Here is a 15,512-nt window from a genome sequence, read left to right as displayed (position 1 = left end):
GCTAGGCTTGAATGGGTGTTTAGTAAAAATAAACACTAATGGCTTAAGTGTTTATGAGTTCCGCACCGGGCCAGCGCTTTTCATTAATCAAGTTTGCTACACAGGCACGAATCACCACTTTCGTGGCTAAGGTGGCAGGTGAGAGCTCTTCTTCAGAGAGACTAATTAAATAATTAATGCGGTCAATGGCAGGTTCTACAACGCGTAGCAAACATAAGTCTTGCCGCGAGTTTAACGATGCACCCGCAGGTTGAATGGTTGCCATTTCGAGTTGGCTTATACTTTCCATTAACAAATGCAGCCCATCAATTTCATAGGCCACTTTAAGTTGATGAATTTTCTGTTCAAGCAATAAACGCAGTCCATGTCGTTGGCTCGGTAAAATCAGGGGAAGTTCTTTAAACTGTGAATGGCTAATAGTTTGACTGTCTATACAGCTTTCAAGATGGTACTGACTCAGCACTTCTTTAGGCGAGATTAAAAACATCTGTTCTTTGACTAAAGGTTGTATAGCCCATTGTGGGTCGACATCGTCACTAAAGATGATCGCGACATCGAGCTGTCTTGCATTAACTAAAGCTTTTAAGTCACCCGATAAGCCTTCGATTAAACGGACTTTAATGTCGGGGTAACGATTTCTCATGAGTTTTAAAAAGTGCGTGCCTATAACAGCCGCCACACTGGGTGAAAAACCGACGGTAACATGTCCACTTAAACGTGAAGAGTGTGCAGAGTCTACGGCATGGTCTAAGTGCCTAAGCGCTAATTGAACCTGTTGAAAAAAAGCTAAACCTGCAGGGGTAGGAACCGTACCCAGAGCAGTGCGTTGTAAAAGGCGAATAGAAAGCTCACTTTCTAATTTTGAGATTTGCTGACTTAATGCAGAAGTTCCAATATCGAGATTTTTTGCAGCTTTACCCAAGCTTCCTGACTCGATCACCGCAATAAAATACTTTAATTGTTTGAGTTCCACGGCAAATACTACATTGTCCTTTATTGGTTATTCTACACTGGTTTATCGCTATACATTTTGTTCTATTCCGCTGAGTAAACCAGCAACAGAGTAAAGGCAACATCACCTCAAGACGTTGCCTTTTAGAGCTTTTATTGTTTAACCTGCTCAAGACCCTGTTCTTCAATAATTTGTGTTGCTTGAGGTGATTTCACAAATTTGATGAGTTCTTTTGCAACTTTTGCATGTTCCGAGTTTTTACCAATGCCCGCTGCAAATACAGTGACTTTTTGGTAAGGCGCAGGAATTGGACCGACTAAATCAACTTGACCATATTGGCCGGTAAAAGGTTTGATTTCACTAATTTGTTGGAACCCAATATCAAACTGACCTTCAGCAATACGTTTTGCAACGCGGTCACCAACCACTTTTTCTGCTTTACCAGCAATCACTTTGTATTCGACAGGTGGGAAGCTTGGGAAAACATCTTTTTCAAGATGCGTACCGCTGGCACTTGCTGAATAGCCGATGTGCTTGGCATTTAATAAAACCTTTTCGAATTTTGCCGCAGAGCTAATATCCGGTTTTTGCGCACCTTTAGGCACAGCCATGCCAATGCTTGAATTCACTAAAGCGCTTTGTGAATTTGGGTCTACATAACCTTTTTCTGCAAGCTTGTTCAGTTCAGGAGCTGCCAGTACCACCATGTCAAAACGTTCACCGCGGTCGAGTCGATTTGGAATTGCAGTTGGCGACGCGCCCATGGATGAACCAGACGAAAGATGAACCGTGTGACCAGTTTGCTTTTCAAATATTGGAATGAGTTTTTCCATAGATGAATAGAAACCGCCTGAGCTAATCACTTCGAGCGTATCTGCGTTAGCAAAAGTTGAGCTTAAGCCTGCACCAGCTAAGCAAATGGTCATGAAGATAGGGGACTTTTTCATAATGCCTCACTTTAGTTGCGAGAGAGCACAGTACGGAGACTGAAAATCTGCCGTACTGTTCATTAAAATTTCAGATTAAAGTGTGAGTTTTTAAGCGCTGACTTTTGCAGGTTCAGTAATTGCATCAGGTTTGTTCTGTTTAGAACCGCGACATAGATATAAACTTGAGATGAGGCTACATACCGCAGCAAGCATTAACCAGAAAGCGGGTGTACTTGGGTTGCCAGTATTTTCGACAAGGAAGGTACAAGCCATTGGGGTCATACCACCAAAAATAGCGGCTGCCAGACTGAACGCTAAAGAGAAGCCGACGGTACGCACACGTTTTGGCATTACTTCGGCAAGTGTTGCGACCATGGTGCCGTTGTACATACCAAAGAAGAATGAGAAGTAAGCAAGCGTAATTAGAAGATTTGTAAAACTGATATCGCTGACTAACCAGCTTAAAACTGGATAACTTGTAAAGAGAGCAAGTGTGGTAATACCGACTAAAACAGGACGACGACCAATTTTGTCTGAAAGTAAGCCCCCCATTGGTAACCAGAAGAAATTAGACAAGCCAACAAACACAGTTGCTAAAAGGCTATCTGTTACTGACATTTCTAAAGTACGTTTTGCATACACTGTGGTGTAAACCGTAATGAAATAGAACGTGGTTGTGGTCATGGCACTCATCATCATGCCCGCAAGTACGATGCGCCAGTTACTCACTAGTGTGCTGAAAATTTCTTTTGAAGATGGATGAGTCTTTTGTGCCTTAAAGTCTTCAGTTTCTTCTAAAGTACGGCGGAACAAGAAGATTAAAGGAATAATCAAACAACCAATTAAGAACGGAATACGCCAGCCCCATTCACCTACTTGAGCATGAGTTAAAATGGTGTTGAGCCAGTAGCCAAGCAATGCTGCAAATACAACAGCAATTTGTTGGCTGCCAGACTGCCAGCTGGTAATAAATCCACGGTTTTTATCTGTTGCAATTTCAGCGAGATAAATCGATACACCGCCAGATTCAACACCTGCCGAGAAGCCTTGTAGTAGACGTCCAATCACCACCAAAATTGGTGCGATAATACCAATGGTCTCGTAACCCGGTACAAAGGTAATAAAGATGGTTCCGATTGCCATAAGGCTTAAAGTTACAATAAGGCCTTTACGTCGACCCACTCGATCTACATAAGCACCTAAAAAAATAGCGCCAAGAGGACGCATAAGAAAGCCCGCAGCAAATACGGTAAATGTCATCATTAACGAGACATATTCATTTTCGGAGTGGAAAAATTTTGCTGCAATATAAGTGGCATAGAAACCAAAAAGAAAAAAATCGTACTGTTCTAAAAAGTTGCCACTCGTTACATTTAATATTTTTTTAAAAGTAGCCCTACGGTTATTCACGACATCCATTGGAGACCTCCTTGGCCTGACAAAATGGAAACATTCACGATTTTCAATGTTTGGACTTAAATCCGCTCATTCAATAAACCAATCTATAAGTAGGCTAGAGAAGAGAATTAGTAAGGTCCTTTAGAGAAAATGTGATGCCTTGTTTCCAGTTCAAACTACACATCTATAATTCGATAAACAGAAATCCACTTATCATTCGAAAGAAAATGTAATCTCAAACAGAAGGAGGGAGTGAGAGGGCAAAATTAATTAGGTCTTTAATAAAATTAATGACCCTTTATAGAATAATTTCAGAACACGGCCAAATTTGGTTTTGAATTAGCTCTTTTACACAGGCTTTAATTGCCGACTTTGCAGCGAGTGCAGCAGGTGATAATTCTTCTTCGGCAAGGCTGACTAAATAATTAATACGCTCAACCTCAGGATCAATTAACTTCAATAATTGCAGCTTGTGTTTGTATTCTTGCAAGCAAGCACTTCCGGGCCGAACACTGGCAAGGTCAAGGTGAATCAAGCTGTCCATAAGTAAGTGTAAGCCATCAATTTCATAGACGACATTAAGCTGTCCAATCTTGTGTTCAAGCAGTTTTCGTAAGCTATGGCGCTGACGTGGCAACACTAAAGGAATATCACCAATTTGCTGCGACTGAATAATTCCACTTTTGATGCACTCGGCAAGACCGTATTTCTCAAGTACTTCTTTTCGTGCCATTAAGTACATTTGCTCGCGTACCAAAGGTTGTATTGACCACTGTTTATCAATTTCATTGGTAAAAATAATGGCGATATCAAGTTGACGCGAGTTAATCGACTGAATCAGATTGCCCGAAAGTGTTTCCACAATCTCTAGGCGAATGTCTGGATATCGTTCAGACATTAGTTTCATTAAAGGGATGCCAATTAAAGCGGTAATGGTTGGTGGAAAGCCAAGGCTAACATGGCCTGACAGCCGTGCCGAATGCGCAGCATCTATGGCAAAGTTCACTTGACGTAAAATAAGCTGAGAGTGCTTTAAAAAGGCCAGACCTGCGGGTGTTGGGGTCACACCAAAAGCATTACGCTGCAATAAGCGAATACTTAACTCTTGTTCGAGTTTACTAATCTGCTGACTAATGGCCGAAGCACCCACATCGAGTTTTTGAGCAGCTTTACCAATACTGCCTGATTCAACGACCGTCAAAAAATACTTTATTTGCTTGATTTCCATAATAAATGTATTCGCTCATCATCCTTGATTTGTAGAGGTATGAAGGATTGGGAAATCTATCATGCACTTTAATATTAACAGCAATAAACACAAATGTTTCTTAAAAAAATTGCTCTGCATTTTAAAAACTTGAGTACTTTTTATTGTGATTAAAAAGATAATACTCGGGTTGCAGCTACACAAACCCTAATTTTTCAATATGGCATCCATAGTCAAAGATTTGGCGTTTGGAGCTAAGCAGAACTTTAAAAATCTACCTAAAGTGAGGAATCAAAATAAGAAATATCCAGGATGGATTTATGAATTTTGTTGTGAATAAAAAAATATTTATTTTAGGAATAACTTCAATTTGCACAAGCACCTTACATGCCGCAGCATTTGATAAAACAGGACAATCCATATCGGCTTTTTTACAACCGGGCAATTATTTTGAAGCAAATTTAGGAATTACAGATACCGATTTAAGTGGTGCAGAGTCGGGCACTAACCCTTCACATCATTCCATTTCAGATATCGCCAACACAGATTATCGACCTACAGCGGCCTTAAAACTTCAGTTGGCACCGCAGTATTCATTTGGTCTACTTTACGATCAGCCTTTTGGTGCCGACACAGAATATTCAGGTCTGAATGGTTTTGTCGCAACGTCAAAAGACACGGTGATGTTACCCGGCATTACCACCGCAGGGCTTGCCAATGCTACTTCTGGTCAAGTGCCTACAGGAAATGCAAAATCAGAATTTGATATACAGAATTTAAGCTTTATCTTGGGATATCAACCCACAAAAAACTGGAATCTGTATGCTGGGCCCGTCTATCAGACCTTTAAAAGTCAGGTTGAATTAAGAGGCAATGTATTTAGTCTTTACAACGGTTATGACTTTCATACCAAAACTGTAGGTGACTTGGGGTGGCTAGCAGGGCTTGCCTATCAGATTCCTGAAAAAGCTGTGAAAGTGTCATTAACTTACCGCTCAGCCATTACTCATAAAGTAAACGCGACTGAAAATGCTCCACTTATTGATATGTTAAGCACGCAGCAAGGTCGTGATTTAGTAAATCAGCACCTAGATTATATGATTTCTATTGGACAAATGACCGAGCAGAAAAAAGCTTATTTAAATCGTATTGTTGCCGAGTTACCAAATGTAGAAGAGTCAGGCACAACCAAGTTTAAATCTCCAGATTCAGTCAATTTAGAGTTTCAAACAGGCCTTCGTCAGGGGACTTTATTGTTCGGGAGTGTGCGCTGGGTAAATTGGAGTGATCTTGCTCTACAGCCTTACCGCTTTGGTGAAATCTCAAAAGTTGTTGGTGGATTATCGACTCCAAGCCGCCCAGAAGGTTTCAACTTGGTTCGTTATTACGATGATCAATGGTCTCTTAATTTAGGGTTAGGGCAACGCTTTTCACCTAAATGGTTAGGCTCGGTGTCAGTCGGTTGGGACTCGGGAGTAGGTGATAAGGTCTCGACGGGTGGGCCAAGCAAAGGGTATTACAACTTAGGCGTGGGTGCTCAATATAGCCCAACATCGCAATATTTTATTTCAGGTGGCGTGAAGTATTACTGGTTAGGCGATGCAAAAGCTCAGCTTGGCGCACAGGCGGGTAGTGACTATTATGTGGGTGAGTTTAAGGATAATCACTCAGTCAGCTATGGCTTAAAAATTGGATATAAATTTTAAAATTAAATCATATATTTATAAGGTTTTTACTATATGAATAAAATCATCAAAAACAGTCTATTTTTAGGTTTGTCGACTTTTATTGCAGGTTATGGAACGGTTCTGCATGCAGAAGCAAGTCCGACAACTTTACCCGCGGTTTCTCAAAAAGCGTTAACGATTATTGATGGGCAAACAGAGTGGTTAAATAAGGTCTATAAAGACATTCATGAACACCCTGAACTCGGGTTTATGGAAACGCGAACCTCTGCCATTGTTGCCAAAGAGCTTAAGTCATTAGGTTTTGACGTTAAAACGGGAATAGCCAAAACAGGTGTGGTCGGCATTTTAAAAAACGGTGAGGGGCCAACGGTCATGTACCGTGCCGATATGGATGCCAACACAGTTCAAGAAGCCACAGGTTTACCCTACGCAAGTAAAGTACGGGTAAAACTCGATGATGGAACCGAAACACCTGTAGCACATATGTGTGGTCATGATGCCCATGTGACATGGATGCTGAGTATGGCAAAAACCCTAGTTGCTTTAAAAAAGGAATGGAGCGGAACAATTATTTTAGTCGCGCAACCTGCTGAAGAACCGGTAACAGGCGCAAAAGCTATGGTGAGCGATGGTTTATGGACCAAATATAACTTACCGAAACCTGATTATTTCTTTGCAGTTCACACTACCCCTGCACCTGTGGGAACGGTAATTAATGCACCGGGTCCACGAATGGCAGGAACCGATCAACTTGATATTCTATTTAAAGGGGTGGGTGGACATGGGTCACTTCCATATTTAACCAAGAACCCGATTAGCATGGCGGCCAATGCCATTACCCAATATCAAACCATTATGGGTAACGCAGTAAATACTCAGCAACCTGCTGCTTTATCTATTGGGTCAGTTCAAGCTGGAAATTCAAATAACGTGATTCCTTCAACCGCGTTAGTCAAAATGAATATGCGCTGGTTTGACCCGAAAGTGCGTGAAACCATGTTAAATAATATTAAGCTCATGAGTGAAGGCGCGGCCCAAATGCAGGGGATGGGTAAAGATCAATTGCCTACTCTAACGCTCAAAGGTTCAACCAACCCAGTCATTAATAACAAAGAGTTTTCCGCGCGTTTAAATGGGCCGTTAAAAGCATTGTTAGGTGATAAGCAAGTTTTAACCGACTTTCCTCCATTTATGGGTTCAGAAGATGTACACCATTTGTTAGGTGACCAAAAAGACATTCCTTTTAACTTTATGTTTATTGGTGTGGCGGACCCAGTTGTATTTGCCAATGCAGTAAAACAAGGAAAACCTGTGCCTTATATTCCACATAGTCCTAACTACATTGTGGACTTAAAGGCGTTGCCAGTGGGAGCCAAAGTCACAACTGTTTCTATGTTAGAGCTGCTCACTAAGAAGTAAATTGACCATAAAAAAGATGCATTTATATGCATCTTTTTTTGCTTAAAGTTTTAAAAAACTAAGAGCAAGCCAGATGTTTTTCTCGATAGTGGACGGGTGATAAATTAGTCCAGCGGCGGAACGCACGTGTAAAGCTACTCACGTCGGTAAAGCCAAGAATATAAGCAATCTCAGTAATATTATGGCTTGAGTTTTTAATATATGACAATGCAAGTTCGTGGCGAGTCTGATCTAGTAACTCACTATAAGAAGTATTTTCGGCAGAAAGTTTGCGTTGCAGACTCCGTATACTTAAGCCCAGACTTTTCGCAACGTCTTGTTGTTGAAAATCACCCGTCGATAATTTTTCAATAAGTTTCACTTTCACCCGCGCCAATATATTTTCTTTATCGAATCGAGCCAGATAACGATTAATAATCTCATCATATTCTTGGGTGAGGGTTGGATTTGCACCTTCTAGTGGCTGTTCAATGGTAGCTGTATCAAACACAATCATGTCTTTAGGTGCATTAAACACGATCGGGGCTTTTAAAATACTTGTAAACGTTTCCAGATCTTCAGGTTCCGAACGCCTTAACTCAATGCGTAACGGTGAAAAAACAGATCCTTGCAAGGCACGACTTGAGCGAATAAAAACGGAAATAAACGCATCTATTGATTCGGGCTGAACTTCGTCGGGAACATGAATAACGAAATAATGGTTATTTCCTTGACCATAAAACTCTAGCTCTGGAATATCTGTTACCACACGAAAATAGCGAATAATTCTTAAGAACATTTCTTTTAGGGTAGTGCTGGTAATCAGTGAATGCCCTAACACATGAAAAGTATTTTGGTTGACTTGGCTGGCAACTTTAAGGCCAAAACATGAATCTTGAGTTTTCTGAACTGCTAATTTCCATAAATTTGCTGTTTGTTTTAATGAATAACGTGCATCAGGATTACCGAGAGCCTGAATATCTAAACCCGCTTGTTCTAATAAAGATTGACTATCAACACCGGCTTTTTCGAGCGCTTTTTGAATCGCTTTCACCCAGCTAGCCAGTGCCGTTGCTGTCTGTGGCATGTTATGTCCTATAACTTGTGACTCATATTCCTGTGAACAGTATAAAAGATTTCAAAACTAAAAAATCTTTTGTTTGTTTTGAATCTATCTATTTTGGCATCCATAGCCAATAGATTGGCGTTTCGAGCTAAGCACACCTAAAGCGATCTAAATAAAGTAGGGACATGAAAAAACTGAGGAATAACGGATGACCTACATTTATAAAAATCCTGCCGGAATGGCCGATAGCGAAAAAACAGAATATATTAAAAAAGTAGTAACTGCAGAAGGTGTGGCTTTACGCAAACGCCATCCTATTTTGAACCATCAAAATGCCATTGGAGCGATGATTTTATTGATATCTTTGGTGGGCATGATCACGGCTGCCATGCTCTATATCAATCATCAACTTTCAGCTTGGTTTGCAATTCCGATTATTGCTTTTTTTGCATCCTTAACTCATGAGTTAGAGCACGATTTGATTCACTGGATGTATTTTAGAAAAAAGCCATGGGCACATCATTTAATGATGGGCTTAGTCTGGTTAGCTCGACCAAGTACCATTAACCCGTGGAAACGCCGCGAACTGCACTTTAACCATCATAAAAACTCAGGTACTGAAGTCGATTTAGAAGAAAGAGCTTTAACCAATGGCGAAAAGTGGAATATACGCCGACTTATCGCGATTGGTGATAATGGTTTTGCAGTTTTGCTACGCATTATTGCTGCAAATAATTGGGCGGTTAGAAAGGTCATTTTTAAACGTGCTTTTTTAGCTTATTTCCCGCTTGGTATTATTCACTGGTCATTGTGGTATATCTTTTTAGGATTTCACGCAATTGACGCAGTTTCGGGGGGGCAAATGCACCAATTGCTTGGTCGGCGACCACTTTAAATATCATGCATGTGATTAATATTCTGACTGTGGTTTGGATTGCACCAAATGTGCTGCGTACCTTCTGCTTACATTTTGTGACCAGCAATATGCATTACTACGGAGACGTCGAATTGGGCAATGTCATTCAACAAACTCAGGTATTAACACCGTGGTGGATGACTCCGTTCCAACTGTTTTGCTTTAACTTTGGCTCAACGCATGCCATCCATCATTTTGTAGTGAAAGAACCATTCTACATTCGCCAAATGACTGCGCCAGTTGCCCATAAAGTCATGCGTGATATGGGTGTACGGTTCAACGATGTCGGTACTTTTAAAAGAGCAAACCGCTGGAACGTAAATGATTTGTCAGAATCAAAAAGTTAAGAAATAGCTGTTTATCTCATTCAAATGGACTAAGTTCTCTATGAAGAAATTGGTCCATTTATCATTTCTAAGCCCCTAAAATAGCGAGATTTCTTTATTTCTATAAGAAGAAAATGGAAAGCAAATAAATAAATGAAAACCCTAAACATGAATTTCACTCAGTTTTGAATGAGACTAAATCATTTTTATTCATGTTGTGATTGCGGTATAAATCTATCCATGCTCTGAAGCGCTCCAGTTATTCACTTTGATAAGACCATAAGGCACAAATCTGACAAGTCTGGAGAGTTTAAAAAGAGCAAAAGATTTTTTTAGGTTTATCTCAGAAATTAGGGTACTGATCACAATGAGTAAAGAATTTACATTTACGATTAAGAGTATTTGTTTCGATGAGAACTATCGTCCAGCAGACAATACACGTATTACAACCAACTTTGCTAACTTGGCAAGAGGGATGAGCCGCGAAGAAAATTTGCGCAATACATTGCAGATGATCGACAATCGTTTCAATGCCTTAGCTCATTGGGACAACCCTAAAGGCGACCGCTATGGCGTTGAACTTGAAATCATTTCAGTTGAAATGAACATTGATGCCGAAAACCGTGCAAGCGGACTTCCTCTCATCGAAATATTGAAAACCAATATTGTTGATAAGAAAACCAATGAACGCATCGAAGGTATTGTAGGCAATAACTTCTCGTCTTATGTACGTGACTATGACTTTAGTGTGCTTTTGTTAGATCACAACAAAAACAAGTCGACTTTTAGCACGCCAGAAAAGTTTGGTGAATTGCACGGTAATTTGTTTAAGAGCTTTATTAACTCTGAAACTTACAAAGCCAACTTTAAAAAGGCACCTGTGATTTGCTTAAGCGTTTCGACGACTAAAGAGTACCACCGTACTGAAAACGAACATCCAGTTTTGGGCGTGGAATACAAGCAAGAAGACTATTCACTCACTGATGAATATTTCCAAAAAATGGGCTTAAAAGTTCGCTACTTCATGCCGCCAAATAGCGTTGCGCCATTAGCGTTCTATTTTACTGGCGATTTGCTGAGTGATTACACCAACCTTGAGTTGATTAGTACCATTAGTACGATGGAAACCTTCCAAAAGATTTACCGTCCTGAAATTTACAACGCAAATTCAGTGGCTGGAAAATCTTATCAACCAAGCTTGAAACACGAAGATTATTCACTTACTCGAATTGTGTATGACCGTGAAGAACGTAGCCGTTTGGCTATTGAGCAGGGGAAGTTTGTTGAAGAGCAATTTATCAAACCATACCAAGCGATTCTTGAGCAGTGGTCTGCTAATTACGCTCCTAATTAATCAACATACGGGTCATTGATCATGAAAAAATTATTACCAACTTCAACTGCTGGCAGCTTACCTAAACCGTCTTGGCTTGCAGAACCTGAAAAGCTTTGGTCGCCTTGGAAACTTGAAAACGAAGGCTTAGCCGAAGGTAAAAAAGACGCGTTACGTTTGGCATTGCACGAACAACAACTTGCAGGCATCGACATCGTGAGCGATGGCGAACAAACTCGCCAACACTTTGTGACGACATTTATTGAACACTTAAATGGCGTAGATTTTGAGAAGCGCGAAACTGTTCGTATTCGTGACCGTTACGATGCAAGCGTACCGTCTGTGGTAGGTGCAGTGTCTCGTCAAAAGCCTGTGTTTGTTGAAGATGCGAAGTTTTTACGTCAGCAAACCAATCAACCAATTAAGTGGGCATTACCTGGCCCAATGACCATGATTGATACGCTTTACGATGGTCACTACAAGAGCCGTGAAAAACTTGCTTGGGAATTTGCCAAAATCTTGAACCAAGAAGCGCGTGAGCTAGAAGCTGCTGGTGTAGATATTATTCAGTTTGACGAACCTGCATTTAACGTCTTCTTTGACGAAGTAAATGACTGGGGCATCGCGACTTTAGAGCGTGCAATTGAAGGTCTAAAATGTGAAACTGCGGTCCACATTTGCTACGGTTACGGCATTAAAGCCAACACTGACTGGAAAAAGACACTCGGTTCAGAATGGCGCCAGTACGAAGAAGCTTTCCCGAAACTTCAAACGTCGAACATTGATATCATCTCGTTAGAATGTCACAACTCACATGTGCCTATCGATTTACTCGAACTTATTCGCGGTAAAAAAGTCATGGTCGGCGCAATTGATGTTGCATCTAACCAGATCGAAACACCAGAAGAAGTGGCTAACACATTGCGTAAAGCGCTTCAGTTTGTAGACTCTGACAAGCTTTACCCTTGCACAAACTGCGGTATGGCGCCTCTTTCACGTGAAGTGGCACGTGGCAAGTTAAATGCTTTAAGTGCAGGTGCAGAAATCGTTCGTCGAGAACTGACTGGTTATGATCTTACTGCTTAATATTTACCAATAAGTGGTATAAAGGGTTACTTTTTTTGATGGCAGTTGATAATCAAACAAGTAACCCTCATTTTACTTACTACATGTCGCTCTAATTAGATCGCATGTCGATAGTACCTTCCTGATGGAGTTGGGCGGTATAGCAAACACACAGGACAAGGTACGGTTCAATTTAGGAATAATGTCATGGTTCAAGCAACAGACTTTAGAAATGCAATGTCTTTACTCACAAGTGCAGTTAGTGTTGTGACTACGGCAGGCATGTCTGGCCGTTTTGGATTTACTGCCTCTGCTGTTTGTAGTGTGACTGACACACCACCGACATTATTGGTCTGTATGAACCAATCTGCGAGTTCGCATGCACATTTCCTAGATAACAAAATCTTAACTGTGAATGTGTTAGGCGCACAGCACGAACATATTTCAAAAGCATTTTCATCTAAGCTCACACCAGAAGAGCGCTTTAAACATGGCGCATGGATAGAGTTAGAAACGGGTTCACCTGTGTTGGATGATGCGTTGGTCAGTTTCGATTGTGAGATTGAGCAAATTCAACAAGTCGGCACACATACGATTTTTATATGTCCGATTGTGGCGATTAAACAAAGCCAACATGACCAAAGTTTGGTTTATTTTAACCGTGCTTATCACCAAGTGGGGCAGACTGAGACTGTCTAATCTCACTCGTTTTGTTGTCTTACATTAAAAGTTAAAAGATAGAAATCAATAAGCACGGATCGCTTCTGCTTAGTTTTGAAAATACAATTAAATATAATATCTTAAATAATAATTAAGTTAATCTAATGAAAAATAATAAGAAATTTAATCACTTGGCATAAAAGCTACATTGACACTCACCAACTCTCAGATTATCCTTTGCGTGCTGGCCTACATTGCCAGCTGGCTTTGACAGGCCAGAACCTAAGTACATTGAAAAAATTTATTTTTTTAATGTAGACTCGTTCGTCCCCTTTTTTGTTGCGGTAGGACGGAAGGGGGACACCCTCGGGTGTGCTGATTCTTAGGTTCAGTCTGTCAACCCTCTTTCGTTCTACCACCATTATTTGACAGTAATGCGGTAGGACTTCTTTTACCTAAGGAGTCGCTCATGCGCAACATTTCTATTTTGTTGGCAACCATTGCCAAATCTTTTATTCCTATATCGTTTAGCAAATCTTTAGAACTTTTTAATTAAATAAAAGTTTTAACGTATTAGCTCGTCACGACTAAAAAATCATATCAACAACAAAATTTGAGATGTGCCAAGCACTGTCTTACGGCTTTGCTGTGCCTTTTTTCTCCCAAAAAGAGCACAGGCTTTTATCTCATTTAGAAACAATAAGAATTTATAACGGTAAAACGATGCCAACTTTAGAAATATCTTCCAAAAAATTACAGGTGGTTCAAACCGCCATCCAACTCTTTACCACGCATGGATTCCATAATGCAGGTGTAGACCTGATTATCAAAAAATCCAAAATTCAAAAAGCCACGTTTTATAACTACTTTCACTCGAAAGAACGCCTTGTTGAAATGTGTTTAATCTTTCAAAAAAGCCGACTCAAAGAAGAAGTTTTGGCAATTGTCTATTCACACCGCTACCCAACCGCAGCCGATAAACTCAAAGAAATTGTCCGTTTACATGTCGATGTAAATAGCCTTTACCATCTTTTGTTTAAAGCTATTTTTGAAATAAAACAGCTTTATCCAACGGCTTATCGCATGGCTGTTGAATATCGAAAATGGCTACTCCGAGAGCTTTTTGATCTGGTCTTTAGTCTGGAAACCTATGCATTTAACCCTGATGCCAACATGGTTTTAAACTTAATTGATGGCTTGATGCTACAAGTTTTAAGCTCTAACAGTTTGAATGAACGGGATGTGGTTTTGGAGAGGTTTTGAGCGAGGGAAACTGAGGCTAAAAGTTTGAAATTGAATTTTTATGATAGGGTGCCTGATTAGCTAAAGTGAAGAGAGTAGCGCTTAATTAATCAGTTTAGTCTTGGGTAAAATGGCAGTATGCTATTGAAAGAGAAAATTAATTAGCCCGAAATATTGGGAAAAGTCTGGAATCGAAAAATGATAAGGAAAAACACCAAGATCGGTGATGTATTTATAGTTAAGTTAGATAATGATGAGAAAAAATATTTTCAATTAATTGCTTTTGATTTAACTCAACTTAATAGTGATGTGATCAGAAGCTTTAAAAAATTATACCCATTGGAAGCTGATATTGATTTATTGGAAATCGTAAACGGTGAAGTAGAGTTTTATGCTCACTGTGTGACTAAGTTTGGATTGAAAATGAATTTATGGGAAAAAGTTGGAAATATTAGAGAGGTTGGTGATATTTCTAATATTCTTTTTCGGGATACGCATGACTATGGAGCAAAAGTGGGGGCAGAGAAGATTAAAGTATCTAACAATTGGTATGTATGGCATATAAATGATGAAGACTTTACTCGTGTAGGGAGGTTAGAGGGAGAAAATCGTAAGGCAGAAATTGGTGTAGTTGTGAATCCTTACGATATTGTTGAGCGTATAAAAACAGGAAAATACGATTTTGTATATCCTGATTTTGAGTAGCAATTATAAATATTAATTTACCTGAATTTATTATAAATTAAATTTAAGTATAGTCCAAAAAAGGATAATTTTAGTTATTGAAGTTTAAGGAAAACTTCTTGATAAAAATGTAAATTTAATAATTTATTTAGTAAGTGTTATAATTAAAAATAAATTATTTTAATTAGTATTATTAAAAATATTTAGCTTTAAATTATAAGATAAATTCTTATTTTTTTATATTTTTAGGTTATCTTATTTTGAATAATTTTGGTTAATTTGTGTTTGAATTGGAAAGTATTTTAAGTCGAGGAAGATAGTATTTTGTTTTTTTTAATTTTGGGGACATAAGTGTTGAATATTTTGTTGATTCTAGGGGGGAGTAAAATAGATTCTACTTATATAGTAAGGGGTGATAAATGGCGGCATGACTGATACTGCAGGAGTACATCTAATTAATTATAAAATTTTTTGGTGGATTTTAAGATTTTATATTATAACTTGTCCTAAGTAATGATGAAGGGATATTCTGATGAATGAAAAAAGTAGTTTGGATTAAATTTAAAATAAATTATGATTATCTCCAATATGTAAATTAGATAGAAAACTAAATTGGATATAATTTAATGAACTAATTATTTGAAATAA

12 protein-coding genes and 1 pseudogene are annotated in these 15,512 nt (G+C 39.3%); 8 read left to right on the top strand and 5 right to left on the bottom strand.

From position 1 onward, the window contains the following. Positions 1-43: 43 nt before the first annotated feature. The 4 genes from SOI81_RS14080 to SOI81_RS14065 form a co-directional block, all read right to left on the bottom strand. A complete protein-coding gene (locus SOI81_RS14080) occupies positions 44-973 on the bottom strand; it encodes a LysR family transcriptional regulator (RefSeq protein WP_239976181.1) in 930 nt (309 codons plus the stop codon). Positions 974-1,104: 131 nt separating this feature from the next. Further along, entirely contained in the window at positions 1,105-1,899 is a 795-nt protein-coding gene (locus SOI81_RS14075; RefSeq protein ID WP_239976180.1) for a substrate-binding domain-containing protein, read from the bottom strand. A 90-nt stretch (positions 1,900-1,989) separates the two neighbouring features. Further along, the gene (gene citA / locus SOI81_RS14070; RefSeq protein ID WP_016142114.1) at positions 1,990-3,300 is read right to left on the bottom strand and encodes an MFS transporter; all 1,311 of its coding nucleotides are present in this window, start codon (positions 3,298-3,300) and stop codon (positions 1,990-1,992) included. Positions 3,301-3,577: 277 nt separating this feature from the next. Further along, complete coding sequence (locus SOI81_RS14065; RefSeq protein WP_320540926.1) at positions 3,578-4,507, bottom strand: LysR family transcriptional regulator; 930 nt, start codon at positions 4,505-4,507, stop codon at positions 3,578-3,580. A gap of 299 nt (positions 4,508-4,806) precedes the next feature. Between SOI81_RS14065 and SOI81_RS14060 the strand changes: the two genes are divergently transcribed. Both SOI81_RS14060 and hipO read left to right on the top strand, forming a co-directional pair. Further along, on the top strand, positions 4,807-6,192 hold the full coding sequence (locus SOI81_RS14060) for a long-chain fatty acid transporter (protein ID WP_320540925.1): 1,386 nt from the start codon (positions 4,807-4,809) through the stop codon (positions 6,190-6,192). A gap of 33 nt (positions 6,193-6,225) precedes the next feature. Continuing rightward, positions 6,226-7,593 carry an amidohydrolase gene (gene hipO / locus SOI81_RS14055; protein WP_320540924.1) on the top strand — a complete coding sequence of 456 codons (1,368 nt, stop codon included), beginning with the start codon at positions 6,226-6,228 and terminating at the stop codon, positions 7,591-7,593. Positions 7,594-7,651: 58 nt separating this feature from the next. Here hipO and adiY read toward each other — a convergent pair whose 3' ends face one another. Beyond that, positions 7,652-8,659 carry an AraC family transcriptional regulator gene (gene adiY, locus SOI81_RS14050; RefSeq protein WP_239976176.1) on the bottom strand — a complete coding sequence of 336 codons (1,008 nt, stop codon included), beginning with the start codon at positions 8,657-8,659 and terminating at the stop codon, positions 7,652-7,654. Positions 8,660-8,876: 217 nt separating this feature from the next. Between adiY and SOI81_RS14045 the strand changes: the two are divergent. From SOI81_RS14045 to SOI81_RS14020, 6 genes and pseudogenes are all read left to right on the top strand, one after another. Further along, positions 8,877-9,901: pseudogene (locus SOI81_RS14045) on the top strand (fatty acid desaturase). A 346-nt stretch (positions 9,902-10,247) separates the two neighbouring features. Further along, on the top strand, positions 10,248-11,234 hold the full coding sequence (locus SOI81_RS14040; protein ID WP_016142103.1) for a DUF1852 domain-containing protein: 987 nt from the start codon (positions 10,248-10,250) through the stop codon (positions 11,232-11,234). 21 nt (positions 11,235-11,255) lie between these two features. Further along, entirely contained in the window at positions 11,256-12,299 is a 1,044-nt protein-coding gene (gene metE, locus SOI81_RS14035) for a methionine synthase (RefSeq protein WP_032004310.1), read from the top strand. A 186-nt stretch (positions 12,300-12,485) separates the two neighbouring features. After that, on the top strand, positions 12,486-12,977 hold the full coding sequence (gene rutF / locus SOI81_RS14030; protein WP_016144435.1) for a flavin reductase: 492 nt from the start codon (positions 12,486-12,488) through the stop codon (positions 12,975-12,977). A 684-nt stretch (positions 12,978-13,661) separates the two neighbouring features. Continuing rightward, entirely contained in the window at positions 13,662-14,201 is a 540-nt protein-coding gene (locus SOI81_RS14025) for a TetR/AcrR family transcriptional regulator (RefSeq protein ID WP_239976175.1), read from the top strand. 177 nt (positions 14,202-14,378) lie between these two features. After that, complete coding sequence (locus SOI81_RS14020; RefSeq protein ID WP_239976174.1) at positions 14,379-14,885, top strand: hypothetical protein; 507 nt, start codon at positions 14,379-14,381, stop codon at positions 14,883-14,885. The last annotated feature ends 627 nt before the right edge of the window (positions 14,886-15,512 follow it).

The organism is Acinetobacter pittii (assembly GCF_034067285.1).
GTDB classification, from domain to species: domain Bacteria; phylum Pseudomonadota; class Gammaproteobacteria; order Pseudomonadales; family Moraxellaceae; genus Acinetobacter; species Acinetobacter pittii_E.
Note: the sequence above shows the minus strand (reverse complement) of the source record. Positions and strands in the feature narration are given on the sequence as shown.

Excerpts from the sequence above, each read along its gene's own strand:
- metE (WP_032004310.1), top strand. The coding sequence starts at position 11,256 with ATGAAAAAATTATTACCAACTTCAACTGCTGGCAGCTTACCTAAACCG.
- rutF (WP_016144435.1), top strand. The coding sequence starts at position 12,486 with ATGGTTCAAGCAACAGACTTTAGAAATGCAATGTCTTTACTCACAAGT.
- adiY (WP_239976176.1), bottom strand. The coding sequence starts at position 8,659 with ATGCCACAGACAGCAACGGCACTGGCTAGCTGGGTGAAAGCGATTCAA.
- SOI81_RS14060 (WP_320540925.1), top strand. The coding sequence starts at position 4,807 with ATGAATTTTGTTGTGAATAAAAAAATATTTATTTTAGGAATAACTTCA.
- SOI81_RS14020 (WP_239976174.1), top strand. The coding sequence starts at position 14,379 with ATGATAAGGAAAAACACCAAGATCGGTGATGTATTTATAGTTAAGTTA.
- citA (WP_016142114.1), bottom strand. The coding sequence starts at position 3,300 with ATGGATGTCGTGAATAACCGTAGGGCTACTTTTAAAAAAATATTAAAT.
- SOI81_RS14075 (WP_239976180.1), bottom strand. The coding sequence starts at position 1,899 with ATGAAAAAGTCCCCTATCTTCATGACCATTTGCTTAGCTGGTGCAGGC.
- hipO (WP_320540924.1), top strand. The coding sequence starts at position 6,226 with ATGAATAAAATCATCAAAAACAGTCTATTTTTAGGTTTGTCGACTTTT.
- SOI81_RS14065 (WP_320540926.1), bottom strand. The coding sequence starts at position 4,507 with ATGGAAATCAAGCAAATAAAGTATTTTTTGACGGTCGTTGAATCAGGC.
- SOI81_RS14040 (WP_016142103.1), top strand. The coding sequence starts at position 10,248 with ATGAGTAAAGAATTTACATTTACGATTAAGAGTATTTGTTTCGATGAG.
- SOI81_RS14025 (WP_239976175.1), top strand. The coding sequence starts at position 13,662 with ATGCCAACTTTAGAAATATCTTCCAAAAAATTACAGGTGGTTCAAACC.